Source organism: Hymenobacter coalescens (assembly GCF_054783195.1).
Window position 1 is genome coordinate 190588 of sequence record NZ_BAAGRA010000022.1, and the last position, 26632, is coordinate 217219.

At 66.2% G+C, this 26632-nt stretch carries 19 protein-coding genes; 12 read left to right on the plus strand and 7 right to left on the minus strand.

The window, feature by feature from the left end; genetic code table 11:
- Positions 1-183 precede the first annotated feature (183 nt).
- The 3 genes from ACYVKQ_RS20780 to ACYVKQ_RS20790 all read left to right on the plus strand — a co-directional run bounded on the left by ACYVKQ_RS20780 (position 184) and on the right by ACYVKQ_RS20790 (position 5294).
- On the plus strand, positions 184-1842 hold the full coding sequence (locus ACYVKQ_RS20780; protein ID WP_460677282.1) for a CTP synthase: 1659 nt from the start codon (positions 184-186) through the stop codon (positions 1840-1842).
- A gap of 381 nt (positions 1843-2223) precedes the next feature.
- Positions 2224-4062: a membrane protein insertase YidC gene (gene yidC, locus ACYVKQ_RS20785; protein ID WP_460677283.1), complete on the plus strand. Its 1839-nt coding sequence runs from the start codon at positions 2224-2226 to the stop codon at positions 4060-4062.
- Between the two features lie 140 nt (positions 4063-4202).
- The gene (locus ACYVKQ_RS20790; RefSeq protein ID WP_460677284.1) at positions 4203-5294 is read left to right on the plus strand and encodes a DUF6438 domain-containing protein; all 1092 of its coding nucleotides are present in this window, start codon (positions 4203-4205) and stop codon (positions 5292-5294) included.
- Between the two features lie 88 nt (positions 5295-5382).
- On the opposite strand, the gene ACYVKQ_RS20795 is transcribed toward ACYVKQ_RS20790, so the two are convergent.
- On the minus strand, positions 5383-7014 hold the full coding sequence (locus ACYVKQ_RS20795; RefSeq protein ID WP_460677285.1) for an ABC transporter substrate-binding protein: 1632 nt from the start codon (positions 7012-7014) through the stop codon (positions 5383-5385).
- Between the two features lie 258 nt (positions 7015-7272).
- On the opposite strand from ACYVKQ_RS20795, the gene ACYVKQ_RS20800 reads away from it, so the two are divergent.
- From ACYVKQ_RS20800 to ACYVKQ_RS20810, 3 genes are all read left to right on the plus strand, one after another.
- The gene (locus ACYVKQ_RS20800) at positions 7273-7953 is read left to right on the plus strand and encodes a metal-dependent hydrolase (protein ID WP_460677286.1); all 681 of its coding nucleotides are present in this window, start codon (positions 7273-7275) and stop codon (positions 7951-7953) included.
- Between the two features lie 91 nt (positions 7954-8044).
- A complete protein-coding gene (locus ACYVKQ_RS20805) occupies positions 8045-8854 on the plus strand; it encodes a ParA family protein (RefSeq protein ID WP_460677287.1) in 810 nt (269 codons plus the stop codon).
- A gap of 330 nt (positions 8855-9184) precedes the next feature.
- Positions 9185-10795, plus strand: a complete 1611-nt coding sequence (locus tag ACYVKQ_RS20810) for a PA14 domain-containing protein (protein WP_460677288.1) — start codon at positions 9185-9187, stop codon at positions 10793-10795.
- Positions 10796-10932: 137 nt separating this feature from the next.
- Here ACYVKQ_RS20810 and serA read toward each other — a convergent pair whose 3' ends face one another.
- The 4 genes from serA to ACYVKQ_RS20830 form a co-directional block, all read right to left on the minus strand.
- Positions 10933-12828: a phosphoglycerate dehydrogenase gene (serA, locus tag ACYVKQ_RS20815; RefSeq protein WP_460677289.1), complete on the minus strand. Its 1896-nt coding sequence runs from the start codon at positions 12826-12828 to the stop codon at positions 10933-10935.
- Positions 12829-13200: 372 nt separating this feature from the next.
- Positions 13201-13521 (minus strand): hypothetical protein, encoded by a 321-nt coding sequence (locus ACYVKQ_RS20820; protein ID WP_460677290.1) that lies wholly within the window; start codon positions 13519-13521, stop codon positions 13201-13203.
- A gap of 263 nt (positions 13522-13784) precedes the next feature.
- A complete protein-coding gene (locus ACYVKQ_RS20825) occupies positions 13785-14201 on the minus strand; it encodes a DUF983 domain-containing protein (RefSeq protein WP_460677291.1) in 417 nt (138 codons plus the stop codon).
- A gap of 168 nt (positions 14202-14369) precedes the next feature.
- Positions 14370-15239 (minus strand): AraC family transcriptional regulator, encoded by an 870-nt coding sequence (locus ACYVKQ_RS20830; protein WP_460677292.1) that lies wholly within the window; start codon positions 15237-15239, stop codon positions 14370-14372.
- A 192-nt stretch (positions 15240-15431) separates the two neighbouring features.
- On the opposite strand from ACYVKQ_RS20830, the gene ACYVKQ_RS20835 reads away from it, so the two are divergent.
- On the plus strand, positions 15432-16472 hold the full coding sequence (locus ACYVKQ_RS20835) for a transglutaminase-like domain-containing protein (protein WP_460677293.1): 1041 nt from the start codon (positions 15432-15434) through the stop codon (positions 16470-16472).
- Between the two features lie 171 nt (positions 16473-16643).
- Here ACYVKQ_RS20835 and ACYVKQ_RS20840 read toward each other — a convergent pair whose 3' ends face one another.
- Positions 16644-17645, minus strand: a complete 1002-nt coding sequence (locus tag ACYVKQ_RS20840) for a bestrophin family protein (RefSeq protein ID WP_460677294.1) — start codon at positions 17643-17645, stop codon at positions 16644-16646.
- 118 nt (positions 17646-17763) lie between these two features.
- On the opposite strand from ACYVKQ_RS20840, the gene ACYVKQ_RS20845 reads away from it, so the two are divergent.
- The 5 genes from ACYVKQ_RS20845 to ACYVKQ_RS20865 all read left to right on the plus strand — a co-directional run bounded on the left by ACYVKQ_RS20845 (position 17764) and on the right by ACYVKQ_RS20865 (position 22182).
- A complete protein-coding gene (locus ACYVKQ_RS20845) occupies positions 17764-18942 on the plus strand; it encodes a helix-turn-helix domain-containing protein (RefSeq protein ID WP_460677295.1) in 1179 nt (392 codons plus the stop codon).
- A 126-nt stretch (positions 18943-19068) separates the two neighbouring features.
- Entirely contained in the window at positions 19069-19578 is a 510-nt protein-coding gene (locus ACYVKQ_RS20850) for a hypothetical protein (RefSeq protein WP_460677296.1), read from the plus strand.
- Between the two features lie 34 nt (positions 19579-19612).
- Positions 19613-20200, plus strand: coding sequence for a YceI family protein (locus ACYVKQ_RS20855; RefSeq protein WP_460677297.1), 588 nt, complete (start codon positions 19613-19615; stop codon positions 20198-20200).
- A 128-nt stretch (positions 20201-20328) separates the two neighbouring features.
- On the plus strand, positions 20329-20730 hold the full coding sequence (locus tag ACYVKQ_RS20860) for a DUF3224 domain-containing protein (RefSeq protein WP_460677298.1): 402 nt from the start codon (positions 20329-20331) through the stop codon (positions 20728-20730).
- A gap of 75 nt (positions 20731-20805) precedes the next feature.
- Entirely contained in the window at positions 20806-22182 is a 1377-nt protein-coding gene (locus ACYVKQ_RS20865) for a DUF885 domain-containing protein (protein WP_460677299.1), read from the plus strand.
- Positions 22183-22211: 29 nt separating this feature from the next.
- Here the strand turns inward: ACYVKQ_RS20865 and ACYVKQ_RS20870 are convergent, their stop codons facing one another.
- On the minus strand, positions 22212-26537 hold the full coding sequence (locus ACYVKQ_RS20870) for a PAS domain-containing sensor histidine kinase (RefSeq protein WP_460677300.1): 4326 nt from the start codon (positions 26535-26537) through the stop codon (positions 22212-22214).
- Positions 26538-26632 lie beyond the last annotated feature (95 nt).

The window sequence follows — 26632 nt, forward strand, 5'->3', positions numbered from 1 at the left end:
AGCGGAATCTTTTTTGGGGCGAGTAGCTGCCTGCAAAGGCAACATCCGGCGGCGAACATAGCCAAACCTGCCGGCCCGCGGCGGGCTTGGTTGCGGAATCTGCAGTTGGCCGCCAGGAAAAACTGCGCATCGCAGGCACAGGCAGGGATGCGCCCAACTCTTTCCCTACCTTTGTTTCCCGTTATGCCAGACCGAACCATCACCCCCCCGGCTGCAACGGCCAAGTTCATTTTCGTAACGGGCGGAGTTACCTCCTCCCTGGGCAAAGGCATCGTTTCGGCGTCCCTTGCCAAGCTGCTGCAAGCCCGCGGCTTCCGGGTCACCATCCAGAAGTTCGACCCCTACATCAACATCGACCCGGGCACGCTGAACCCCTACGAACACGGGGAGTGCTACGTGACCGACGACGGGGCCGAAACCGACCTGGACCTGGGCCACTACGAGCGGTTTCTGAACGTGCCCACCTCGCAGGCCAACAACGTGACTACCGGCCGCATCTACGACGCGGTCATTCGCAAGGAGCGGGAAGGCGCCTACCTGGGCAAAACCGTGCAGGTAGTGCCCCACATCACCGATGAGATTAAGCGGCGCATGCTGCTGCTGGGCCAGAAAGGCGAGTTCGACGTGGTCATCACCGAAATCGGCGGCTGCATCGGCGACATCGAGTCGCTGCCCTTCGTGGAGGCCGTGCGCCAGCTGCGCTGGGAGCTGCCCCCGACGGACTCGCTGGTCATTCACCTCACGCTGCTGCCCTACTTGAAGGCGGCGGGCGAGCTGAAAACCAAGCCCACCCAGCACTCGGTGCGCGACCTGCGCGAGGCCGGCCTGCAGCCCGACATCCTGGTGTGCCGCTCCGAGCACCCGATTCCGGCCGAGATGCGGAAGAAGATTGCCCTGTTCTGCAACGTGCAGGTCAACTCGGTTATCGAAAGCCTCGACGCCGACAGCATCTATTCCGTGCCGCTGCTCATGCGCAAGGAAAAGCTCGACGAGCGCGTCATCAAGAAAATGAAGCTCGTCGGCGGGGCCCCCGACCCGGACCTGGAGCTGTGGAAAGACTTCCTGGGCCGCCTCAAAAACCCCACCGAGGAGGTGACCGTGGCGCTGGTGGGTAAGTACGTGGAGCTGCCCGACGCCTACAAGTCCATCCTGGAGGCCTTCGTGCACGCCGGGGCGCAAAACGAGTGCAAGGTGACGGTGCGCATGCTGCAATCGGAGCACCTGTCGGCCGAAAACGTGGCCCAGCAGCTGCACGGCGCCGATGGGGTGCTGGTGGCGCCGGGCTTCGGCGAGCGGGGCTTCGAGGGCAAGCTGGCCGCCATCCGCTACGTGCGGGAGGCCGGCATCCCGTTCTTCGGCATCTGCCTGGGCATGCAATGCGCGGTGGTGGAGTTTGCCCGCAACGTGCTTAGCCTGACCGGGGCCAACTCCACCGAGATGGACGCCCACACGCCCCACCCGGTTATCGGGCTGATGGAGGAGCAGAAGACCATCACCCAGAAGGGCGGCACCATGCGTCTGGGCTCCTACGCCTGCGAGCTGCGCAAGGGCTCCAAGGCCGCCAAAGCCTACGGCCGCAACCACATCGAGGAGCGGCACCGCCACCGCTACGAGTTCAACAACGACTACCTGGCGCAGTTTGAGGCCGCCGGCATGCTGGCCTCGGGCGTGAACCCCGACACGGGGCTGGTGGAAATGGTGGAGCTGCGCGACCATCCGTGGTTTGTCGCCGGGCAGTTTCACCCCGAGCTGAAAAGCACCGTGCAGAACCCGCACCCGCTGTTCGTGCGCTTCGTGCGCGCCGCCATTCAGCACCACAAGCAGCAGGTGGCCGTGGTGTAAGCGCTGCCGACCGGACAGGCATAGCTGAACGTCCTGCGGGAGGGCCGTCGAAGCATCTTTCCCTCCTTACGGAGCGGGGAGGAGGCTTTGGCGGGACCCCGCAGGACGATTTTTTTCATCCTTCATCGGCCTGCTGAATGCCCCGGCTGCGCCCGGCACACCGTTCTTTGTTGGCGGCCGGAGGCCGGGCCACCGGCGCCGCGGCGGCCAATTTGGCATGCCGTGCCGGCTGCGCCCGGTTGTTGCAGGCAGCCGCTGCGTCGCCGAGTTGGGCACGGGGGTAGTCAGTTCGCTGATTACCACGTACTTTTGCGGTTGCTTTCCGCAGTTTGGCACTGAAGTAAGCTCCTAACTGCCTTTTACCCAATACCTAATCCATTCATGGATAAGAACCAGGCCACGGGCCTCATGCTCATCTCGGCCCTGCTGCTGGCGTACCTGTTTTTCTTCAAGCCCAAGGCGGAAGAAGCGGCGCCGCAGCCCGCCAAACCGGCCGTGACGGCCGCGGCTGCCCGCCCCGATTCGGCCACCGCCGCCCGGCCCGACTCGGCCGCCATCGTGCGCGCCCTCGGCGCCTTCGCCGCGGCCGGGCAGGGCTCCGAACAGATCGTGGAGCTGCGCAACCCGAAGGTGACCGTGTCGCTGAGCACCCGCGGCGGCCGCCCGCAGGTGGTGCTGCTTAACGAGGAAAAGACTTTCCAGGGCCAGCCGCTGTTTCTGCTCGACAAGCAGAGCGCCGACATCGACGTGCAGGTACCCACCTCCGACGGGCGCCGCGTGAAGCTTTCCAGCCTGTACTTCCAGCCCTCGGCTGTGACGCCGGTGACGGAAGGCGGCAAGCAGGGCCAGCGCGTGCAGCTGACCGCCACCCTGGGCCCCGGCCAGCAGGTGCAGCAGACCTACACCCTCTACGACGACTCGTACCAGCTGGGCTACAACCTGAAGTTTGTGGGCCTCAGCGGCTTGGTAACGGCCGATCCGCTGACCTACACCTGGGTCGACCACGTGCGGCAGACCGAGCAGAGCGCCAAGCAGAACCGCAACCACTCGACCATCAACTACTACCTGGCCGAGGACGACCTGGGCTCCATGGCCGAGGCCAGCGAGAAGCCCGAGGAGCAGACGGCCGTGAACGTGAAGTGGATCGGGCACAAGCACGACTTCTTCACCGCCGGCCTGATTGCCGACAAGCAATTCCCGAGCGGCAAGTTCAACACCAACGTGAAGGAAGGCGACTCGACCTTCCTGAAGACCATGCAGAGCACCCTGCAGATTCCGGCGGCCGAGGCGCAGTCGGTCGACGGGGCCAGCTTCCAGTACTACTTCGGCCCGAACTCTTTCCGGGTGCTGAAGAACGTGGCGCCGCACTTCGAGCGCAACGTGTACCTGGGCTGGGGCGTGCTGGGCTACGTGAACCGCTTCCTGGTCATCCCGATCTTCAACTTCCTGGAGCAGTACATCAGCTCCTACGGCCTGATCATCGTGATTCTGGTGGTGATTATCAAGACGCTGCTGTGGCCGCTGGTGTACAAGTCCTACCTCTCGCAGGCCAAGATGCGCGTGCTCAAGCCCGAAATCGACGAGATTAAGGAAAAGCACGGCGACGACCAGATGAAGGTGCAGCAGGAGACCATGAAGCTCTACCAGAGCACCGGCTCCAGCCCGCTGGCCGGCTGCCTGCCCATGCTGGCCACGTTGCCCATCCTCTTCGCCCTGTTCCAGTTCTTCCCCAACGCCATCGAGCTGCGCGGGGAGTCCTTCCTCTGGGCCAAGGACCTGAGCACCTACGACGCGCCCATCAAGCTGCCCTTCGAGGTGCCCTACCTGGGCAGCCACATCAGCCTGTTCACGGTGCTGATGACCATTTCGACGCTGCTTATGACCTGGCAGAGCAACCAGATGAACCCGGCCGCCATGCAGGGCCCGATGAAGTTCTACAGCTACCTGATGCCGCTGATTTTCTTCTTCGTGCTGAACGACTTCCCGGCCGGCCTGACCTGGTACTACTTTGTGTCGAACGTGGTGACCTTCGCCCAGCAGGCCATTACCCGCCGCTTCGTCGACGAAGACAAGCTGCACGCCCAACTGCAGGCCAACAAGGAAAAGAACAAGGACAAGAAGCCCGCCGGCTTCCAGGCCCGTCTGGCCGAGGCCATGAAGGCCGCGCAGGAGCGCGAGACCGAAGCCCGCAAGGGTGGACAGCAAGCCAAGAAAAAATAATTTTTCGGGCTACAGCTCAACAACAAAAAAGCCTCCTGATCTGCCGTCAGGAGGCTTTTTTGTTGGCGAATATTAGCTACTTGCGCTATTGGTCCGCTTTTTGGCTAGCGCCCACCCGAACTCCCCTTCTCTCTCCCGCTATGCGCTCAACCTTACTCCCCCTGGCTTTGGCTGCGCTGCTGCTCGGCTCGCTGCCGGCCTGCACCGTGAATTATTACGTGGGCGGTACCCGCCCGGCCGCGCCGGCGACCCCCCAGCCCGGCTACGATTACGACTATCCCGCGCCGCAGCCCGGCCCGGTGGCCTCGGGCCCCGTGCGCACCCCGCCGCCGCCTATCCGGACGCCCCCGCCCGCCCAGCCGCCCGTGCGCGACCCGCGCCCGCCGGTGCGCACGCCCCCGCCGCGGCACACCCAGCAGCCGCCGGTCACCCAGCCCTCGGGCCCGCCGCGGGGCGGCACGCTGCCCACGGCCCCTCCCAAGCCCATTCCGCAGCCCGACCAGCCGCCGCTGCTGCCCACGGCCCCCCCGAAGCCCATCCCGCAGCAACCTCAGCAGCCGCCGCACCAAGCCGGAGAGCTGAATACGCCCGACCAGCCGACTACCAAGCCGCCGCTGCTGCCCACGGCCCCGCCCAAACCCATTCCGCAGCAAAACGGTCAGCTCACACCCGCCGATGAGGCGCCCAAACCGCCGCTGCTGCCGACCGCCCCGCCGAAACCTATTCCCGGGCAAGGGCTGCCGCAGGATGGTACCCTGCACCCGGCAGGCAGCGACCAGGCCCCCCAGCCGCCGCGCGGCGAGGGCCCAGCCGGCAGCCTGACCGACGGCGGTGGGGAGCAGATGGCTGCCCGGCCGGTGCTGGTGTTCCGCAAAACGCCCTGTCTGGGCCCGTGCCCGCACTTCGAGGCGTCGATATACGCCGATGGACGCGTGCACTACGAAGGCTACCGGCACGTAGCCAAGGTGGGCACCCACGAGCTGCGCCTGCCGGCCGAAACCGTCCGTGAGATGATGCGGCAGGCCGATGAAGTGGGCTTGGAGCGGCTGAAAGGGCAGTACATGAGCGGCGCCACGGACATGCCTTCCACGTACCTGACCTACAGCCGCCCTGGGCACCCGGCCAAAACCGTGCAGGTGGAAGAGGGCGCGCCCGCCGAGCTGATGAGCCTGCTCACCTACATCAACAACCAGCTGGAGCGCATCAGCGGCGGTACCAAAGCCGACTTCTAAGCGCGAATGGCAACTCGCCCCAAAAGCCAACGCCCGACTGTACTGACAGTCGGGCGTTGGCTTTTGGGGCTGACCCCGTGACCCCGTGCTAGTCTTTCCAGACGCGCTCCAGCACCAGCTGGTTCATGGGGTTGGGCGTGAGGCCGTGCACGTTGTTCTGCGTCAGACGCACCACCTGGTCGTAGTAGAGCGGAATGACGGGCACGTCGCGCACCACGAGGCGGTCCATGGCCTGGTAGAGGGCCCAGCGCCTATGGTCGTCGCGCTCCAGCTTGGCTTGCTCGTAGAGGCGGTCGTACTCGGGGTTTTTGTAGTGGGTTTTGTTGGGGCCGGCGGGGGAGAAGTTGGGGCTGTAGAACAGGGCCAGGTAGTTTTCCGCGTCGGGGTAGTCGCCGAGCCAGCTCTTGGTGAAAAATGCCACGCGGCCGTTGTCGACCACTTCCTGCTGGGCCGCCGACTGGTTCACGTCGATCTGCACCTGCACGCCCACTTCGGCCCATTTCTTTTGCAGGTACTCGCTGATTTCCTTGCGCTCGGCCACGGTGGTCAGGGTCAGGCGCAGCGGTTTGGCGGGGCCGTAGCCGGCTTCGCGCAGCAGCTGCCGGGCCTTGGCGGGCTGGTAAGAGTAGCCCGGTACCTCCTTTTCGCTGTACGAGGGCAGCGACGAGGGCACAAAGCCGGAGTTGCCGGGCACGCCCACGTTGTTGAGGAAGTAGGCCAGCAGTTCTGGCTTGTTCAGGGCGTAGTTCAGGGCCTGCCGTACGCGCCGGTCACGCAGGGCGGGCTGGTCGGCGGCGCCGCGCAGGTTGGTGGCATCCAGCTGAAAGCCGAGGTACTCGGTGTTCAGGTAGGGCACCTTCTCGTAGCGGAACTTGCCGGCGAAGTCCTCGCGCACCTGCCCGTTGGGGTACAGAATCAGGTCCCTGGAGCCGGCCCGGATGCCCGAAAGAAAGTCGAGCTTGCCCTGCTGAAAGGTCAGAAACTCGGATTTGCGGTCGGCAATGAAGCTGATCTGCACCGCGTCGAGGTAGGGCAGTTGCTTGCCCTTCGCGTCGCGGCGCCAGTAGTTGGGGTTGCGGTGGTACACGATGGCGGAGCCCTCGTCCCAGCGCTTGAACACGAAGGGCCCCGTGCCCACCGGATGCTCCCGGAAATCCTTGCCGTAGCGCTCCACGGCCTCGCGCGGCACTACGTAGGCGTAGGGCATGGTCAGGATGCCCAGGAAGGGAATAAACGGCTCCTTCAGGTACACGCGCACCGTGGAGTCGTTCGGGGCTACAAAGGCCGTGTCGGACGGCTCGCCGTCGGGCTTTTCAAGGATTTTGCCGCGGAAAATCCAGCCGCCGGGGCTGGCCGTGGGCTTGTCGATGATACGGCGAAAAGAGTATACCACGTCCTGGGCCTTCACCTCGCGGCCCTTGCCGCCCGGAAACACCTCCGAGTCGTGGAAGTGCACGCCGGGACGCAGCACGAACGTGTAGGTCTTGCCATCAGGGCTGATGCTGTAGCGCCGGGCCAGGGCGGGAGCGGGGCGCAGCGAGTCGTCGAGGTCGACGAGGCCGTTGTAGAGCTGCGTCACGGCCCAGATGTTGGCCTGGTTGCGCGAGAAAGCCGGGTCGAGCGAGGTCAGCGCCTCGGGCTGGTTGTAGCGGAACACCCGCCGCTCGTCGGCGGGCTTCTCGGCGGGGCCGCAGCCGGCTAAAAAACTTAGGCTAAGCACGAGGCCGAGCGCCGCGGCGGCGGCCGACGGCGCCGGCCCAGGGGCCGCCACGGCCTGGGTGCCGGGCCAAACAAAAGGGCCAATGGCGCGGGTAGTGCCGCATTCCGGGCGCCGCCGCGGCGAATTTGAAGAACCCTGAACACGGCCCGGACGGGCCAAAAAGCGGGGCATGCGAACGGGAAAGAGGTGTATATTTGTAGCAAAGTACGGCGAAATCCGCGGGCTGCCGCCGCCGTTTACCACCGCAACCTTCACCGCATGGAACTTACCTATTACGGCCACGCCAGCTTCGGCCTGCACGTGGGCGGCTCGCGCCTGGTCTTCGATCCGTTCATCAGCCCCAACCCCCTGGCCAAGGACGTGAACGTGGACGAAATCGAGGCCGACTACCTGCTGCTCTCGCACGGCCACGGCGACCACGTCGCCGACGTGGAGCGCATCGCGCAGCGCACCGGCGCCGAGCTGGTGGCCATTGCCGAAGTAGCAGGCTGGTTTGGGGAGAAGGGCCTGAAAGCCACTTACCAAATGAACATCGGCGGCAAGGTAAAGCTGCCCTTCGGCACCGTGAAAATGGTGCCGGCCCTGCACAGCTCCTCCATGCCCGACGGCTCCTACGGCGGCCTGGCGGCGGGCTTCGTGCTCGAAACGGGCGAAGGCAACCTGTATTTCGCCGGCGACACGGCCCTGACCTACGACCTGAAGCTCCTCGGCGAGCAGCACCGCCTGGACGTGGCCCTGCTGCCCATCGGCGACAACTACACCATGGGCATTGACGACGCGCTGATTGCCGCCCGCTGGGTGGGCGTCAAAAAGGTCATCGGCATGCACTTCGATACGTTCCCGGTCATCAAGATTGACCACGCCGAAGCCATGCGCAAAGCCGAAGAAGCCGGCATCGAGCTGGTGCTGCCGACCATCGGCCAAACGATTAATCTGTAAGTTGTCGGTTGTTAGTTGTCCGCGGGCAGTTTCTTACCTTCGAAAACTGAACACGGATAACCGACAACTGGCCACTGTCAACTAGAACGAAATGGGCAAAATCATTGCGGTAGCCAACCAGAAAGGCGGCGTGGGCAAAACCACCTCGTCCATCAACCTCGCGGCCTCGTTGGCGGCGCTGGAATACCGCACCCTGCTGGTGGATGCCGATCCGCAGGCCAACGCTACCTCCGGCGTGGGCTTCGACCCCAAGGACATCCAGCACAGCATTTACGAGTGCATGGTCGACGGCATCAACGCCCAGGACATCATCCTGCCGACCAACATCCTGCCCCACCTGGACCTGATGCCGTCCCACATCGACCTCGTCGGGGCCGAGGTGGAGATGATCAACCTGCCGAACCGGGAAGAGAAGATGAAAACGGCGCTGGAGCCCATCGTGGACCAGTACGACTTCATCATTATCGACTGCTCCCCCTCGCTGGGTCTCATCACGGTCAACGCGCTGACGGCCGCCAACTCGGTCATCATCCCCGTGCAGTGCGAGTATTTCGCCCTGGAGGGCCTGGGCAAGCTTTTGAATACCATTAAGATCATTCAGAGCCGCCTGAACCCGCAGCTGGAAATCGAAGGCATCCTGCTCACCATGTACGACGTGCGCCTGCGCCTCTCCAACCAAGTGGTAGAGGAGGTGAAGCTGCACTTCCAGCAGCTCGTGTTCGACACCATCATTCCGCGCAACGTGAAGCTGTCGGAGTCGCCGAGCTTCGGCATCCCGGTCATCCTGCACGACGCGGAAAGCAAGGGCTCGATCAGCTACCTGAACCTGGCCCGCGAAATCGTAGAGAAAAACATCGTGGCCGGCAACGGCGGCGCCTACGCCGAGGACGACGCCGCCTAAGCGCGCGGCCTCCGCGAATCCTTGCCCAGGCCCCCGGTGGGTCCGCCCTGCGCGGAGCCACCGGGGGCCTGGTCGTGTGAGGTGATTCTTAGAAAGTTACTGTTTTGCGCTCAGCCGGTCCCGCGCAAAATCTGGCACAGGAGAACGAAGCATTTATCTATAAGCATGAAAGGATGAAGCTACGCGGCAAGAATGCCCGCCGCTGTTGGGAAGGCTGCGGGAGAAACTGTAGATTCAGGGCACCGTTCGTTTGCTGCGTACCCACCCACGTACCAAAGGCAGCAGGCGCAGCGGTTATTTTTTGCTAGTCACTCTTCAATTTCTCCTACTGTGCGTAGCCTGATCTTCTGCTCGCTGGTGGCCGGACTTTGTGCCGGTAGCGCCCACCTGGCCGACGCCGGCGTTTCTTCGGCTGCCGCTTCGGCAGGCACACCCAACGGCAAATCTGCCGGGCTTCTGCCGACGCAGGAAGCTGGTACCGGCCTGACGGCCAGTTATTTCTCCAACGGTTCGTTGGCAGGCGCCCCCGTAGTACGGCGCCTCGACGCCGCTATCGACTTCCAGTGGGGCAAGGGCCGTCCGTCGCCTAGCCTGCCCGAGGATAACTTCTCAGCCCGTTGGGACGGCCTGCTGGCCGCTCCGGGCACGGGCAGTTACCGCTTCGTGGCGCGCACGAGCGGCGAGGTCCGGCTGTGGGTAAACGGCAAGAAGGTACTCGATACCTGGGCCGGTAACAAGACCGGGGGCGAAGGCTCCGTGGGGCTGGCCGCTGGCGAGAAGACGACCATCCGGCTGGAGTACGCTCACGGCGAGGGCGAGGCCAGCCTGCAGCTGCAGTGGATGGCGCCGGGCCAGGCCCCGCAGACCATTCCGACCATGTACCTATACCCCACCGACGCGCCGCTGATTCCGGACCCGGCCGCCGTGGCCGCCAAGTCGGAGGAGGTGCCCAAGGCCAAAGCCAAGGCCGTGGCGAGCGTGGAAAAGGCCGAAAATAAGGTGGCAAAAGCCGAAGCCAAGGCGGAAACCAAAGTAGAGAAGGCCGAAACCAAGGTAGCCAAGGCCGAAACCAAAGCCGACAAGGCCAGCGCCAAAGTTGTCGAGGCCGAAAAAGCGGCCCGCAAAGCCGCCGAAGCGAAAACCCCCGACGCCCCGGCGGAAGTAGAGCCGGGTGTGTACGTGCTGACTTCGCGCACCACCGGCAAGCCGCTGGAAGTGCTGGACCCCTCGCGCCCCAACAGCCGCGCCTACCAGGCCGCCGGCCTCACGCCCGTGGAAGCTGCCAAAACGGCCCCGCAGTGGCGCATTGAAAGCCTGGGCAACGGCTACTACCGCCTGATGGTGCCCGGCAACAACAAGGTGCTGGAAGTGCTTGGCAGCTCCACCTCCAACGGCACGCCCATGAACGTGTGGACCTACTACAGCGGCAACAACCAGTTGTGGCGCATCGAGCCCACCGAGCACGGCTACTACAAGCTGCTGGCCAAGCACAGCAACAAAGCCCTGAGCGTGCGCGACTCGGTGGAGGGCACCGTGCAATGGCGCTACAGCGGCAAGGAAGGCCAGATGTGGAAGCTCACGCCGGTGGAAGCCGAGGAGCCCGCCCCGCTGATCATGGCCGGTGCCCGGCCTGGCGTGGGGGCCAACAAAATGAGTATTTACCCCAACCCCAGCAACGGCGTGGTGCAGCTGCGCTACGAGCTGCCCGAGGCCATTCCGATGGGCTGGGTGCTCTACAACCAGAACGGCGCTCCGGTGCGCGTGTCGGACTACCGGCGCCAGGCCGCCGGCCCGCACCACCAGACGCTGGACTTCACCGGCCTGCCCCCGGGCGACTACAACCTGCGCATGACCGTGGGCACCGTGACGACGCGCGAGCAGCTGCAGCTGCGCAAGCCTTCCGCCGTCGAGCCGGAACCGGCTACCAGCGGCGGCAACTAGCCAGAAGGCCGCATAAAGCCACCATTGCTACAACGAGAGGCCACCCCCGGACGGGGTGGCCTCTCGCTTTTTTGCGCCTTCAGGCCGGCGCGCAGGGCGGGCGGGAAGCGCCCTAAAACCGTTTCAAGCAGGATCCGCTAGTACAGCACCCGAAACTTGATGGTATGCTCTACCTCGCGCAGGGCCTGGATGACGTCCTGATCGTACTCGCGGTTCACGTCGGTAATCACGTAGCCGATGTGCTCGTTGGTTTTCAGGTACTGGCCGAGGATGTTCACCTGGTGGGCGGCCAGCACGTTGTTGATGCGGGCCAGCACACCGGGCACGTTGTGGTGAATGTGGATGAGGCGGTGCGCGTCCTGCTGGGCCGGCAGCTGCAGGTTGGGCAGGTTCACGCTCTGCTGGGTGTTGCCGGTGTTCACGTACTGCATGATGCGCTCCGGCACAAACTCGGCAATGTTGCGCTGCGCCTCGGCCGTGCTGCCGCCGATGTGGGGCGTGAGCAGCACGTTCGAGAGGCCGCGCAGCTCGCTCTCAAAGGTTTCGGCGTTGGTTTTGGGCTCGTACGGGAACACGTCGACGGCCGCGCCGCCGAGGTGGCCGCTGCGCAGGGCGGCGGCCAGGGCGGGCACGTCCACCACGTGGCCGCGGGCGTTGTTGAGGAGCAAGGCGCCGGGCTTCATCAGCGCCAGCTCTTCGGCGCCGATCAGGCCGGTGTTTTCCCGGCGGCCGTCCACGTGCAGGGTTACGATGTCGGCCTGGCTGAGCAATTCCGGGAGCGTGCGGCACTTCACGGCGTTGCCCAGCTGCAGCTTTTCGGCGATGTCGAAGTAGAGCACCTGCAGGCCGATGGCTTCGGCCACTACCGACAGCTGCGCGCCGATGTTGCCGTAGCCGACGATGCCGAGCTTCTTGCCGCGAATCTCGAAGGCCCCGGCAGCCGATTTGTCCCACTCGCCCTGATGCATCTTTTCGCTCTTGACGGGCAGGCGGCGGGCCAGGCTGATGATTTCGGCGATGGTCAGCTCCACTACCGAGCGGGTGTTCGAAAACGGCGCGTTGAACACCACGATGCCGCGCTGCATGCACCCGACAAGGTCAATCTGGTTGGTGCCGATGCAAAAGGCGCCCACGGCAATCAGCCGGTTAGCCCGCTCCAGCACCCGCGGCGTCACCTGCGTCTTCGAGCGGATGCCCAGAATGCTCACGCCCTCGATGCGGGCCATGAGCTCCTCCTCGTCGAGACCGCCGGGCACGATTTCCACCTGGTAGCCTTCCTCCCGAAACAGCTTTTCGGCGGTGGGTTCGATGTTTTCGAGCAGCAGGGCCTTGATGCGGTTTTTAGGGTAGGAGAGGGTCATGGGGAGCTTGTTCTGGTAAAGAAACTCGTCAAAAGTGGGCGCCACCTGGTCGGCGTGGGCCACCACGGCCGGGCGGCTCACGTTTTCGGTAAAGGCGTAAAAGCGCGCCGCCAGCCCGGCCTCGCGGATCTGATAGTCGGTAATTCCGTCGCCGAGCACGTACACCGGCGCATCGTCCAGGCCCAGCTGCTGCAGCTGGCGGATCTTGCCGCCGTCCTGGCTGAGTGGGTTCGTGGAGTCGAAGCCGGTGATGTTGCCGTCGGCGTCGAAGGTGAAGGTATTGGCCAGCACCTGATCGGCCGGAATGCCGAACTCGGCCACCACCGGCTCGATAAATTCGCGGAAGCCGCTGCTCACGATGTAGATGCGGCCCGGCGCGTGCTCGTGAAAGAACGCCTGGTTGCGGCGGATGCTCTCCGACACCTTGGTGTGCAGGTGCGCTACCAGCTCCTCGAGGTGCTCGCGCCGGGCCGGCAGCAGGGCCACGCGCCGCCGCAGGGATTCGCTGAACGACACCGAGCCGTCCATGCCCCCGTCGGTGAGGGCCTTGATTTCGGCCACGATGCGCGCGCGGTCGGGGTGGCCGCGCAGGGCAATGTCGGCCAGCTCGTCCAGCCCTTCTACCTGCGTAAAAGTGCTGTCGAAGTCGATGACGAGGTACGGTAAGCTCATGAGGAAGTAATGGCCCGCACGGCGGCTGACCGGACGGGTCTGGCTGCCCGCCGGGTGCAGAACAGCGGTGAGAGGTGAGCAGAATGGCGGGATGCAACCGGGGCAAAGCCGCGGCGGGCGGGGCAGGAGGGAGCAAGCGGCAGCAGCAGGACGCGGGCCCGTAGCGCCGCCTGAGGCGCTGCATGAGACGGGCTCGGCCGCCACACGGCGTACCGCGGGCAATATCGGGCGGATGCGGGAGCAATTGCAACCCGGTCCGTAAATACCCCGCGCGGCCCGGCGCGCCGACGGCCCGAAAACAGGTCCGCCCGTCCGGGCCGGGGCGCGAACGGGCGGAAACTAGTGGCAGCCAGCGGCGCGAAAGGCCGGGCGTTAGTCATCCATTTTGGCTTTCGACTTGCGACGCTTCTCTTTCACCTTCACGTCGTCGGTGCGGGGCGTTGCGGTGCCCTGCGTCACGCCGGTGCCGGCCTGCGTCTGAATGCCCGTGCCACCGCCCGTCGTGGTCGATTCCACGGTGGTTGTGGTGGTTTCGGTGGTGGTAGCCGGAGCGGGCTGCACGATTACCGGCGCCGGGGTAGTGGTCTGGGCCGGGGTGGTCGTGGTTTGCTGCGTGGTCGTCGTGGTGCGCGTCTGGGCGTTGGCGGCAACGCCGGTCATGCACAGGGCGGCGAGAACGAGGAGCTTTTTCATGGCTAGGATCGGTCAGAGAATGAAACCATACCCGCTGCGGCGCGGGTTGTTGCGTCCCCTTTAACGTAGCTCAAGCGTGGGGGTTGGGCTGGGGCGCCGGCATCCGGCTGAACGAACCCGCCGAAAGGGGCACCCAGCGCTTGTGTGATGCTTTGACTATCAGCAAAATAATAAAGAAGAAGTAAAGGGGCAGCACCAGGCAGAAGCACGACAGGCCCGCTCCGACTGGGGCAGGCCTGCGCGTCACCGGCTAGCGGGGCTGGTTATTTGGGCGATACCCGCGGCGCGGCGCCCCGGGTTTGCCAGCGCGGGTCGAAGCGGACGCCGCCGAACAGGTAAAGCATCAGGCCCCGGGAGTAGCGAAACACCAATGGCAGCGTGACCAGCGTGGCTACGGCCACGGTGGTGATGTACACCCACAGCGGCGGGTCGCCGGCCAGGTAGTAAAGCAGTACGCCGGCCACGGTAAAGATGGCCACGGCAAAACCAAAGCTGATGTACATGGCCCCGTAGTAAAAGCCGGGTTCGGGCTCATAGCTCTGCCCGCACACGGGGCAGTGCTCGGGCATATCCGAAAACTTGGTAAGGCTGAGCGCCGAGTGCGTAAACAACCGCCCTTCGTGGCAACGGGGGCATTTGAGTTCGAGCAGGGCCAGCGAGGAAGAATCAACAGCAGCCATAACAGATGTTGCGAAGATGAAAGAGGGGCTACCTGGGCAGGTGGGCAGCCGAAACCGGTCGGACTGGAGCATACATGTGTCCCGCCGTGCCGGCGTTGGTTTCTACGGCAAAAGTACGGGCTCGGTACGCCGCCGCACCGGACTACTTCGGGGGAAGTCTGGCACAAATCAACGCTGCTGCCGGTAGGCCTCCGGGGTGCGCCCGGTGTACTTGCGGAAGTAGCGGCCGAAGTACGAAGGGTCGTCGAAGCCCAGCTCGTAGGCTACCTGCGCCACCGACAGGGCCGAGTGGACCAGCAGGCGCTGGGCCTCCACCACCACCCGCTCGTGAATGAGGGTACTGGCCGTCTTGTTGAGCACACGCCGGCACACGGCGTTCAGGTGATTGGCCGTCAGGTGCAGCAGCTGAGCGTACTCCTGCACGGTGCGGTGGGTGCGGTAGTGCTGGTTCAGCAAGGCCCCGAATTGCCGGATCTGCTGCAAGGCCAGGTGGGGCCCGCCCGTAGCCGGCGCCGCCGCGTGCCGGGCGGCCAGCTCCAGGCACAGGTGCAGGTACGAGCGCACCACCTCGGCCTGCTCGGGCTGCTCGCGGGTGGTTTCCTGGTAGAGGCGCTCCAGCAGCGGCAGCAGCTCGGTTTCCTGGGCCGGCGGCGGCAGGTAGAGCACGGGCGGGTGCACGCCGTCGAAAAACGGGTACTGGTAGAGCCGCGGGCCGGGGTGGCGAAACAGGTAGAACTCGGCCGCGAAGAACACCACGTAGCCCTGCGCCTCGGGCGGCAGCTGCCAGTGGTGCACCTGCCCGGGCGCCAGCAAAAACACGCTGCCGGGCCGGAGCGCGTACGTGACCTGGTCGATGGTGTGCGTGCCCTCGCCGGCCGTCACGTAAATCAGCAGGTAGAAGTCGTGGGCGTGGGGCTCGCGCACGTGCGGAAACCGCGCCAGGTGCGTGGCCAGCCGCTCGGCGTAGTAGGGCCGCTGCGTTGCCGGCTGCGGAAACGAGGCCAGATCAAGTATGGGCGGGGCGGAAACGGGCTTCATGCGGGGAAGGGGCAAGCAGCTCCAAAGAACGGCAGGACGCACCGTATGTGCGCCCGGCCGGGACCATCGGCGTGGCCAATCAAGTACAGCGGCCCCGCACCGAATGCTCCCGGCCGCCACGATTCGCAACGTACCTTTGGCCGCAACCGGCGCCGGCGCGAACTTATTGGGCCACCCGGGGTTAATACCGCCATGCCGTTAGCTACCCGTCCGGCGCCTGCCCCGCGCCGCGCCGCTTTTGTTTTCTTTCTGTTCGCCCTGCTGATGCTGGCCGATTCTGCTGCTGCCCAACCCGCCGCACCGCTGGTGCCGCGCGTGCGCACCTTTGCTTTCGAGTACCAGACCGTGGTGGCGGCCGTGCCCGCCGGCGGCAAGGCGCTGGACCTCTGGCTGCCTGTGCCCCACGCCGATGCCTCGCAGGATATCAAGGGCCTGCAGATCGACTGCCCGTACCCGTACCAGGTGCGGGAAGGGCAGTACGGCAACCAAGTGCTGCACCTGCGCGTGAGCCCGTCGGCCGGGGCGCCGTTCACCGTGGCGCTGCGTTGCCAGGTAACGCGCCGCGAGCACATCAACCCGCTGCTGCCCAAAGTAGCCGGCCGCAAGCTGCCCAAGGAGCCCGCCGATCCGAACATGAGCCGCTGGCTGGCCCCCGACCGCCTCGTGCCCCTCGACGATTCCATCCGCATCTGGGCCCTGCGCGTGGCGGCGCAGGCCCGCGCCACCACGGAGCTGGAAAAGGCCCGCGCCATCTACAACCACGTGGTGGCCACCGTCAAGTACGACAAGAGCGGGCAGGGCTGGGGCCGCGGCGACATCTACTACGCCTGCGACGCGCGCCGGGGCAACTGCACCGACTTTCACGCCCTGTTCATCGGGTACTGCCGCGCCCTGGGCATCCCGGCGCGCTTCAGCATCGGCTTTCCGCTGCCCGCCGAGCGCGGCGCGGGCGAGGTGAAGGGCTACCACTGCTGGGCGGAGTTCTACACCAAGCAAACCGGCTGGGTGCCCATCGACGCCTCCGAAGCGGCCAAGAACCCCGACAAGCGGGAGTACTTCTTTGGTCACCACGACGAAAACCGGGTGGAACTCACCCGCGGCCGCGACCTGGTGCTGACGCCCCCGCAACAGGCCGAGCCGCTCAACTACTTCGTGTACCCCTACGCTGAGCTCGACGGCAAGCCATTCTCCAGCCTCACCAACCAGTTTCGCTACCGCGACGCGACGGAATAGCTGCCGGCCTCACGATTTTCAATCAGCACGTCATATCGAGCTTGCCGCGACGTCGCGCGGGCTGAAACAGGGAGCTAACCTCCTCGCTGATCGAAGAGGTTAGCTCCCGGACGAAATGTTTCGACATGCTGGCGTTCTGCTGCGGGCTTGTGGCGCCGCCTGCGAGCCGGCCTACACCAAAATGTTATTTACCGCCGTGATGGGGGCTGGCAGGTCCGTTTCGTCCAGCATGTCGCGCAGGTCGATTTCGATGGTGCGCGAGATGTTGCTGATCGGTACGTCGTTGGCGCTGCCCTCGAAGGGGTTGGCGCTGCTTTCGCCCACCCGGTCCAGGGCCAGGAACACCCACATCAGCAGGGCGGCGAAGGGAATGTTGATCCACACCGAGTAACCCTCTAGGAAGGTGCCCGCGCCGAGCTTGTTGAACTCGTTGATGAGCCCGAACGGCACCAGCAGCACGAACAGGTACAGCAGGATGGTGGTGATGGAGGAGAAGTTGCGCGGGTAGGGGAAGTTCTTGATGCGCTCGGCCCGGCCCTGGTGCTCGTAGAGCGCCGTAATGGCCGTTTGCAGCTGCATAAGCTGCAGTTCGGTAAGGGCCGCGCCCAAGCCATTGAGCTGCCGGGACTGCAGGGCCAGCAGTTGGGTGGCGCGGTTTTTCTTGGTCAGCACATAAGCCAGCTCCTGCGGGTCCAGGTAGCGGGCCAGCTCCGGCTCCAGCGGCGCGTGGTGCTCCGGAATCTGGAAGTGGCGGGCGTACTCGCGGTTGGCCGGGTCGTTGAGGTTTTCCCAGACGCGGGGCTCGCGCAGCTGGTAACGTAGCGCCGTCAGCCAGGCGTAGTGACGGGCGAAGATCAGGGGCACGGCCTCGGGAGCGGTGGCGGCCAGAAAGTCGCGCACCATCACGGCGAAGGCCCGGCTGGCGTTGATGATGCTGCCGTAAATCTGCCGGGCTTCCCAGAGGCGGCCGTAGCTGGAATTGTTTTTGAAGCCCACCAGAAACGACACGGCCGTGCCCAGCAGGGCAATGGGCACCCAACTCAGGGAGAGGAACGTGAAGCCCAGGAAGTGGTAGAGCAGCGTGGGCAAGGCGGCCCAGAGCAGGCAGCGGTACAGGTCGCGGCGGGTCCAGTACAGCACTTCGCGCAGGCTGAAGTTGCGGCCGGCGTGCATAGGCAGTGGGGTGGGGGCCGGCGGGACGGTCCGCTGGCGAAGTAAACATAGCAGCGGCCGGGCGCTCGGCAATGCCCGCGCCGCTGCTACCTTGCCGGCTCGCTCACCGCTGACCACGATGCAGATACCGTTTACGCCCGTGGTGGTGCTGCTGCTGGCCGTGGTGGCCCAGGCCGCGTTTGCGGCCGGGCTGCTGTGGCTGGCCCCGCACAACCGCCGCCCCAACCGCCTGCTCGCCCTGCTCATGCTGGCCCTGGCGCTATGGATACTCGACGGCTTTTTCCGGGTGGCCGGCATCTACCAGCAAAACCCCGGCTGGTACTTCGCGCCCATCTACTATTCCCTGGCTTTTGGGCCGCTGCTCTACTTCTACGCCCGCAGCCTCACCAACCACGACTTTCGCCTGCAGCCCCGCCACCTGCTGCACTTCGCGCCGGTACTGCTGCAGGCCGCTCTTTACGCCGGTCTGCGCCTGCAGAGCTACGAAACCCGCAACTGGTTCTGGCAGCACGTGCACCGGCCCTTTACTTACCGCCTGGAGTTTATCGGTACGTGGCTATCCTTGATGGTGTACCTGGCCCTGAGCCTGCAGTTGCTGCGCCGCTACCGCCGCTACCTCGACGACAACTTTTCCGAGACCTCCCAGCTGCGCCTGCGCTGGCTGCGCGTGCTGCTGGTGCTGCTGGCCGTGGTCAGCGCGCAGTGGCTGGTGGAAGTAGTGCTGCGCGAGTTTTTCGACCTGTACTACCGCTACGACTACTCCACGGAGCTGCTGGGTTTTGTCGTGTTTCTGATCGGGGTAGTGGGCCTGCGCCAGGCCGATATGCGGGCCGTGCACTTCGGCCCGGAAGAAACGGCCGAGCAGCTCGCTCCGCCGGGCCCGGCGGCACTGCCTACGTTGGCCGCGCCCACCGCCGCCCCCGTCGATGCCCCGGAGCCGCGCGCGCAGCCGGCCGTCGATCCGGTGGCGCTGGCGCGCGTCCGCTGGGCGCTGGAAGACGAGCGGCTGTACCTGAATCCCACGCTGACCCTGGCCGAGCTGGCCGCGCACACCGGCCTGCCGCCCCGCCTCGTCTCCTTCACCGTGAACCAGGGCTTCGGCAAGTCCTTCAACGAGCTGGTCAACGGCTACCGCGTAGCCGAGGTGCAGCGCCGCCTCGCCGCCACCGACGACGCGGCCCGGCTCACGCTGCTGGGCATTGCCTTTGAGAGCGGCTTTAACTCCAAAACCACCTTTAACCGCATCTTCAAGCAGGTAACCGGCCTGGCCCCCAGCGAATTCAACCGCGGGCAGTAGCCTCTGAGCTTCGTCGCCAACAGGTGCCAAATCAGGTTTTGGGACGCCCCACATCCGGCACTGGGGCGCTTGCGCGGCGGGCGGCGGCCACCTTCGGGTCATGGTTCTACCAACCCGACCCGACCCGTGAAAACCCCGCTGTTACTGCTGCTGGCGCTGCCCCTGGCCGCCGCGGCCCAGGCGCCACCCTCCGCTTGGTCTGACCACTCCCGCGCCCTGCCCGACAAGCTCCGCCAGGTGCCGGTGGGCCTCTCGCTCTGGCACACGCCCAACCCCAATTACCCCGAGCCCGACTCGGCTCAGCCCGGCCGCTACGTGTGGAAGCACCGCACCATGGTGCGCGCGGAGGTGGCCGATCTGGAAATTGTGGAGTGCGGCAGCTTTATCTGGTACAGCGCCGCCGGCTGGCAGGCCAACATGCGCGAAACGCCGGCCGAGTTTGCCGAGCTGTTCGACTGCCCGCAGGGCCAATTGCGCCAGGGCCGCACCTATACCTTCGGGCGCAACTACCGGTACGCCAGCAGCGCCCGGCAGCTCTACGGCGGCGACGCGCTCTGGTACATCCTGGCCCGCGACAAGCAGGGCCGGCTCTACAAGGGCTTCGGCCTGATCGAAACGGAAGCCACTCCGCGCTAGTCCTGCCCACCACCTCTTCCTGCTGAATTCCGCCATGTTCACGCGTCGCCTGCCTTATTTTGCCATGTGCGCCGGCCTGCTGGGGCTGTTGCTTGCTGCGGCGGCCTTCCGCCCGGCCGCCATCCGTTACACCGTGCAGCCCGCGGCCAGCCGCCTGGTTTGGGTGGGCCACGCCGAGGTCGGCAGCTACGCTCCCAGCGGTACCGTGCCGCTCAGCCACGGCTCGTTTGAGTACGACGGCACGACGCTGCGCAACGGCCGTTTCGTGGTGAACCTCGCCTCCCTGCACCACGATAACGCCCAGCTGCAACAACACCTGCGCGGCGCCGAATTCTTCGACGTGGCGCGGTTTCCGACGGCCGAGTTCCGCCTGCAGACCGGGCTGCCCGCGCAGGTGCGCGGTCTACTTTCCATCAAAGGCGTCCGCCGGCCAGTGAGCTTCCCGCTTACCGTCACGCCCATCGCCGGCGGCCTGCGCCTGCGCGGCACCGTCTCCCTCGACCGCACCCAGTTCGGCATTCGCTACCGCTCCACCCGTTTCTTCGCTGACCTCGGCGACCAAGCCATCCGCAATGACTTTCAGCTGCTTTTCGACGTGATGGCTACCGCCCGGCCAAAATAGCGTACTGATGCGCAACGCATTGGCGAACAATGAAAGCTGTAGCAATATGCTATTTTAGTTAGCAAACTATTGGCTATATATTTTAGTATGTGGTATATTTGTCCGACAACGCTAACGGGACAATGGCTATGCACGAACGCGCTTTGAGTACCCTGGAGTTGGAGGCTTGGACGGAGCAGGCCTGCCACGAAATCGACGGGCAGCCCGCCCTGGCGCGGGCCAGCGCCACCCAGCAGTTCCGCGGCGACATTGAGGGGACCGGGCAGCTGGAAGTGCTGCTGACCTACCACTCCGATGGCTCGGCCAGCTCCGTGGGCCTGGAGCGCGTGGTCGGCCGCGTAGGCGGGCGCCAGGGCAGCTTCGTGCTGGAGCACAGCGGCAGCGTGGAGGATGGCGTGAGCAAGGCCAACCTGGCGGTGGTGCCCGGTTCTGGCACCCACGGGCTCGGGGGGCTGCGCGGGCGCGGCTGGGTGGTGCGGCCCGCCGGCCGCGGCGGGGCCCTTACCCTGGAGTACGAATTTCAGGAGTAGCCCCGCGGCGCGCGGCCGTGCAGCCTCCGGTGGGCGCGACGGTCAGTAGCAAGCTGCCCTGTTCTTGCTGCTCCCATGTTGCGCCACTTGCTTTGCTGGGGGTTCAGTGCCCTGCTGCTGAGCCTCGCCCCGCCCGCGTTTTCGCAAACCGCCGCCCCTGCCGACGAAGCCCGGCTGCAGGCGCTGTTCGCCGATTTTGCCCGCGACTACCGCGCGCTGGGCGTGCGCCCGCTGCAGCTTGATTACCAGCAGAACCTACGCCTGATTCCGGCGCCGGGTGAGCTGCAGCGGCGCCAGCAGGTGCTGCGTGAGTACCAGCAGCGCCTCGGCCGGCTGAGCCGGGCGCAGCTGGCCCCCGATTCGCGCTACGACTTCGACCAGCTGGCCTACGAGCTGGCCTTCAACCTGCGCCGCGCCGAGCTGGAGGAGCGGTTTGTGCGGGCCCGTCCCGACCGTGCCAGCGCCGCGTCGGGCCTGGCCACCCTGCCCGACGCGGCCGCCTGGTACGCCCTGTACGCGCAGCGTTACACCTCTTTGGCGCTGACGCCGGCCGAGCTTCTGGCCTTCAGCGAAGCGGAAGTGCGCCGCGTGCAGGGCCAGATCCGGCGCCTGCGCCGCGTACTCGGGTACGGCGCCGACAGCGCCGGCTTCTACCGCCACCTGCAAAGCCCGGCCTTTCAACTTACCGACGAAGCCGAAGTGCGCCGCCGCTACGCCCGCATCCGGCAGCGGGCCCGCGCCGGGCTGCCGCGCCTTTTTGCCGATACCGCTCTGCCGGCCGTGGCCATTCGCGTCATTGCCGATTCGGGGCCGGCCACGCCACCCGGCTACTACCAGCCTGACGAAGCCGGCCGCGACGAAGCGGGCCCGACGCTGGGCGCGTTTTACTTTAACTTCTACCGGCAGCGCCACAACGTGCGGGCCATGGAATGGACCTTTCTGCACGAGGGCGTGCCCGGGCACCACTACCAGTTCAGCCTGAACCGCCAGCAGCAGGCCCGGTTGCCTGCCTTCAAAAGCTTCTTCCTCTACAACGCCCACTTCGAAGGCTGGAGCGCCTACGTGGAGTACCTCGGCCACGACCTCGGCCTGTACCAGGACCCTTACAGCGAGCTGGGCAAATGGGAGTGGGACCTGGTGCGCTCCGTACGCGTGGCCCTCGATGCGGGCATTCACGCGCAGGGGTGGAGCAAGGCGCAGGCCCTGGCCTACTGGCGCCAGCGCGTGCCCGGGGCCGACGACATTGCCGAGCGCGAAGTCAACCGCTGCGTGGCCTGGCCGGGGCAGGCCCTGAGCTACAAGCTGGGGGCCGCGCGCCTGCTGCAGCTGCGCACGCAGCTGCAGCAGCAACAGGGGAGCCGCTTCGATATCCGCCGCTTTCACGCGCTGGTGCTCAGCCGCGGCCAGTTGCCGCTGCCGGTGCTCGAGCAGCTGGTGCGCGATAAGGCCTGAGCCAAGGCAGCGCGCACCGTGGCGCTGGGCTACGGCTCCGACGGCGGCTCGGCCGCGGCGGTTGGGGTGCGCTGGGCCGGTACGGTGCCGGGCAGGTACAGCCGGAACGTGGTGCCTTCCTGCACGACGCTGTCCACGGTGAGGCGCCCGCCCATCTGCTGCACAATGCGGTTGACCAGGTACAGGCCCATACCCGAGCCCGGCACGTGGTCGTGAAAGCGGCGGAACATTTGGAACAGCTCCCGCCCGTGGCGCTGCAAGTCGATGCCCAGGCCATTATCCTGCACCGAAAGCACCGGCACGCCGCCCTCCAGCGACGTGGAAATGCGCACGTGGGGCGCCCGTCCCGGCGCGGCGTATTTGAGCGCGTTGCTCAGCAAGTTGTAGAGGATGCTTTGCAGGTTGGGGCGCACGAAGATCAGGGCCGGCACGGCCGCAAAATCCAGCTCGAAGCGGGCCCCGAGCAGATGCGCCTGCACCTGCAGGCCGCGGATAACCTCTTCCGTGAACGGCCGCAGCTCCAGCCGTTCGGCGGGCAGCTGCTCGTGCTGGCGCTGCACCTGCACCACTTCCGAGAGGTCCTGAATCGTGCGGTGGATTTGGTGCAGGGCGTTTTCGAACATGCCCACCAGCTCCAGGGCCGCCGGGTCGTCGAAGCGGGCCGAGCGGGTGAGTTCCTGGAAGATGCCGGCCATGTTGTCGATGGGCTGGCGCAAGTCGTGCGAGGCCGTGTACACGAAGCTGTCCAGGTCCTGGTTGATGCGCAGCAGCTGCGCATTCTGCGCCAGCAGTTGCTGCTGGGCCTGCTTGAAGTCGTGGATGTCGGTGCTGGTGCCGAACCACTTCACGATGCGGCCTTCCGCGTCGCGCATGGGCGTGGCCCGGTGCAGAAACCAGCGGTACTGCCCGTCCTGGGCGGAGCGCAGGCGGCTTTCCTGCTCGTAGTTTTGGCCGGAGCGGAAGGCCCGCAGGTACTTTTCCATCACTCCGGCCGCGTCTTCGGGCGGCACCAGCTCCGACCAGCCGAAGCGCAGCGCGTGCTCCACCGTCATGCCGGTCAGCTCGGTCCACCGCTGGTTCAGGTAGTCCAGCTCGCCGCCGGGCAGGGCCGTCCACACCACCTGCGGAATGCTCTCGGCCATGAACCGGAACCGGGCCTCGCTGCGCAGCAGCTCGTCGCGCAGCTCGCGCTGCTCGTGGTTATCCACCAGCGTGCCGTACCAGCGCACGGGGTGGCCGGCGGCGTCCAGCTCGGGCACGGCGCGGCACAGCTGCCAGCGGTACTCCCCGCCGTGGTGCCGCAAGCGGTACTCGAATTCCAGCGGCGTGTCCTGCACTTGGCCGAACACCGCGCGCACCGTCGCCTGGTCGTCCGGGTGGACCAGCGTGGGCCATACCGCGTCGGCATCGATTGCGGGCGGCTGCCCCGTCAGCTGGTACCACTGCGGGCTCAGGTATTCCAGGTGCAGGGCGCGGTCCAGGATAAAGGAAATGGCCGGCAGGGCCTCGGTGAGGCTGCGCAGCCGCTCGTCCTGGCGCCGCACCTCGGCCTGCAGGGCTTCCGCCCGCTGCCGGGCCTGCACCTGCTCGGTCACGTCGAGGGCAAAGGACATGATGCCCCGCGACCCGGGCCGGTGCGCCAGCTCGGGCAGGAGCTGGTAGGTGAAGCTGAAGTAGCGGGTCTCCTGCTGCCCGGTGCCGGGGTTGAGAATGGTAATGGGTTGCTCCAGGGCCGTGAACGGCTCCCCGGTGCGGTACACCTCGTCGAGGATGCGCACGAAGCCCTGTTCGGCCACCTCCGGCTGGGCATCCACCACGCGTGCGCCCAGCTGCACCCGCTCACCCACCAGCGCCAGCATCTGCGGCGAAAGGTAGGTGTAGCGGTGTTCGGGGCCCTCCATGGTGTTGACGATGGCCGGCAGGGTGCGCAGCATGCGCTGGAACTGCTCGTCCTTGAGCTGCAGCTGCTGCTGGAAACGCTTCTGGTCGTCGATATCAGTGTTGGAGCCGTACCAGCGCAGCACCTGCCCGGCCGCGTCCAGCTCGGCCTCGGCCTGGTTCAGAAACCAGCGGTACTGCCCGTCGCGGCCCCGGAAACGCAAATCGAAGCGCCAGCCGCGGTTGTCAACGCGGGCCGCGCGGTACTCCTGCTCCACGCGGGCCAGGTCGTCGGGGTGCACCACGCGGCGCCAGTGCTCGGCAATGGTGGAGTGGGCAGGCAGGCCGGTGTACTCGTACCACTGCGGGCTCACGTAGTGGCCGGCGCCCGCGGCCTCGTTGATGTACGTGATGAGCGGCAGCGCCTCGGTCATGCGGCGGAGCCGCTCGTCGCTGCGGCGCACTTCGGCCTGCAGCTCGGCCGTGCGGCGGCGGGCCAGCACCTGCTCCGTCACATCCACGCCAAAAGCCAGAATGCCCTGCGCCTCGCCGCGCCCGTCGAAGAGCGGCTGGTACACGAAGTTCAGGTAATGCTCGCGCAGGTTGCCGGTGTCCGGGTCGAGCACCCGCAAGGGCGCTTCCTGCGCTTCGTAGGTCTGGTTGGAGCGGTACACCTCGTCGAGCAGGGCCACAAACCCCTGCTCGGCCACTTCGGGCAGCAAGTCGGCGGCCCGCTCGCCCAGGCGGATGCGCCCGCCCATCAGCTCGTGGTAGCTGGGCGTGACAAAAGCGAAGCGGTGCTCGGGGCCCACCACCGTGGCCACGTAGGCCGGCAGCTGGCTCAGAATCTGCTGCAGCTGCCGATCCTTGATTTCCAAGCGCTGCTGCAGCTGCTTCTGCTCATCAATGTCTACGCTGGAGCCGTACCAGCGCAGCACCTGCCCGGTCGGGTCGAGCAGGGGCACGGCGTGGGTGAGCACCCAGCGGTAGGCGCCGTCGTGGCGGCGCAGGCGGTACTCGCCCGTCCAGGGCCGGCGCAAGCGGCGCGCTTCGGCAAAAAGGCCGCGCATGCGGTCGGCGTCGGCCGGGTGCACGGGCTCGTCCCAGTGCGTGAGGGCGCGGGCCGCATCTTGGCCGGTGTAGGCCTGGCGCTGCGGGTTCACGTAGAGCATGCGCCCCTCCGCGTCGGTGATGTACACGTACAGCGGCAGCGACTCCACCAACAGGCGAAATTGCTCGTTGTGCTGGCGTACTTCCTCCTGCAGCTCGGCGGCGCGGCGCTGGGCCAGCACGCGCTGCGTTACGTCGAGGCCAAACACGAGGATGCCCGTGGAGCGGCCCTGCTCGTCGGTGAGGGGCTGAAAGACGCCGTCGAAGTACCGCGTGGGCTCCAGGGCGTCGGGCGCCATGGGCACTTCGTTGAGCACGTAAGGCTGCTGGGTGCGGTACACCTCGTCGATGAGGGCCACGAAGCCATTGGCCACGAGCTCGGGCCGGGCCACCGCCGCGGGCACGCCCAGCTCCATGCCGTCGCCGAGCAGCTCGCGGCTGCGTTCGTTGAGGAAGGTGTAGACGTGGTCGGGGCCCGCCAAGGTGACGATGTGGGCGGGCAGAAGCCGCAGAATCTGCTGCAGCTCCCGGTCCTTGTCGGCCAGTTGCTGCTGGCTCCGCTTCAGGTCGTGGATGTCGGTGCCGGTGCCCAGCCAGCCCGTGATGCGGCCCGCCGCGCTGCGGCGCGGTACGGCCTGCACCAGCATCCAGCGGTAGGTGCCATCGGAGCCGCGCAAGCGGTACTCCACCTGGTACTCCTGGCCGCTGGCCAGGGCCCGCTGCCACGCGCCCTCCACGCCGGGACGGTCGTCGGGGTGGATGTCGTCGAGCCAGCCCCAGCCCAGGGCCTGCTCCAGCGTGCGGCCGGTGCGGCGCAGCCACCAGGGGTTCTGGTAATCGGCCGCCCCGCTGGCGTCGGTGGTCCAGATCATCAGCGGCAGCTCCTCCAGTAGCCGGCGGCTGTGCTCCTGGGTTTCGGCCAGCTCCTGCTGCATGCGCCGGCGGTCTAGCTCGGCCAGGTGCTGCGCCGTCACATCTTCGGTTTCCTGTAGGATGAAGCGCAGGGCGCCCTGCTCGTTGAGGATGGGGTAGTGGGTGGCCTGCCAGTAGCGCTCCTCCAGGCCGCCGCCCTGCGCGGCGGGCCGCTCCAGGTCGTAGCGGATCAGCGGCATGGTGTGGGCCTCCTTGTGGCGGCGCACGTGTTCGAGCGAGGCCCGGAGGATGTCGGCCTCGCTTTGGTCTGCGGCCGGAAAGGCGTCAAACAAGGGCTTGCCGACAATTTCCTCGCGGCTTTTCATAGCCACCGCCGCGTGGCGGTCGGTATGGTCGAGTACCGTCGCGGCCGCGTCCGGGGCCAGCAGCAGGAAGCTGCCCGGCAGGTGGCGGAACAAGGCCAGGTAATCGGACGACGCGGCGGATGGCACCATGAACGAGCAAGGAAAAGCGGGGAAGGAGTCGGGCCGCTCAGGAAGCGGCCCCGGGCTTGGTAAAGCTACCGAAATAATGGGCGGCCGGGCCGGCC

Coding starts and splice junctions, on each gene's coding strand:
- ACYVKQ_RS20780 (WP_460677282.1), top strand. CDS start 184: ATGCCAGACCGAACCATCACCCCCCCGGCTGCAACGGCCAAGTTCATT.
- yidC (WP_460677283.1), top strand. CDS start 2,224: ATGGATAAGAACCAGGCCACGGGCCTCATGCTCATCTCGGCCCTGCTG.
- ACYVKQ_RS20790 (WP_460677284.1), top strand. CDS start 4,203: ATGCGCTCAACCTTACTCCCCCTGGCTTTGGCTGCGCTGCTGCTCGGC.
- ACYVKQ_RS20800 (WP_460677286.1), top strand. CDS start 7,273: ATGGAACTTACCTATTACGGCCACGCCAGCTTCGGCCTGCACGTGGGC.
- ACYVKQ_RS20805 (WP_460677287.1), top strand. CDS start 8,045: ATGGGCAAAATCATTGCGGTAGCCAACCAGAAAGGCGGCGTGGGCAAA.
- serA (WP_460677289.1), bottom strand. CDS start 12,828: ATGAGCTTACCGTACCTCGTCATCGACTTCGACAGCACTTTTACGCAG.
- ACYVKQ_RS20820 (WP_460677290.1), bottom strand. CDS start 13,521: ATGAAAAAGCTCCTCGTTCTCGCCGCCCTGTGCATGACCGGCGTTGCC.
- ACYVKQ_RS20825 (WP_460677291.1), bottom strand. CDS start 14,201: ATGGCTGCTGTTGATTCTTCCTCGCTGGCCCTGCTCGAACTCAAATGC.
- ACYVKQ_RS20830 (WP_460677292.1), bottom strand. CDS start 15,239: ATGAAGCCCGTTTCCGCCCCGCCCATACTTGATCTGGCCTCGTTTCCG.
- ACYVKQ_RS20835 (WP_460677293.1), top strand. CDS start 15,432: ATGCCGTTAGCTACCCGTCCGGCGCCTGCCCCGCGCCGCGCCGCTTTT.
- ACYVKQ_RS20840 (WP_460677294.1), bottom strand. CDS start 17,645: ATGCACGCCGGCCGCAACTTCAGCCTGCGCGAAGTGCTGTACTGGACC.
- ACYVKQ_RS20845 (WP_460677295.1), top strand. CDS start 17,764: ATGCAGATACCGTTTACGCCCGTGGTGGTGCTGCTGCTGGCCGTGGTG.
- ACYVKQ_RS20855 (WP_460677297.1), top strand. CDS start 19,613: ATGTTCACGCGTCGCCTGCCTTATTTTGCCATGTGCGCCGGCCTGCTG.
- ACYVKQ_RS20860 (WP_460677298.1), top strand. CDS start 20,329: ATGCACGAACGCGCTTTGAGTACCCTGGAGTTGGAGGCTTGGACGGAG.
- ACYVKQ_RS20865 (WP_460677299.1), top strand. CDS start 20,806: ATGTTGCGCCACTTGCTTTGCTGGGGGTTCAGTGCCCTGCTGCTGAGC.
- ACYVKQ_RS20870 (WP_460677300.1), bottom strand. CDS start 26,537: ATGGTGCCATCCGCCGCGTCGTCCGATTACCTGGCCTTGTTCCGCCAC.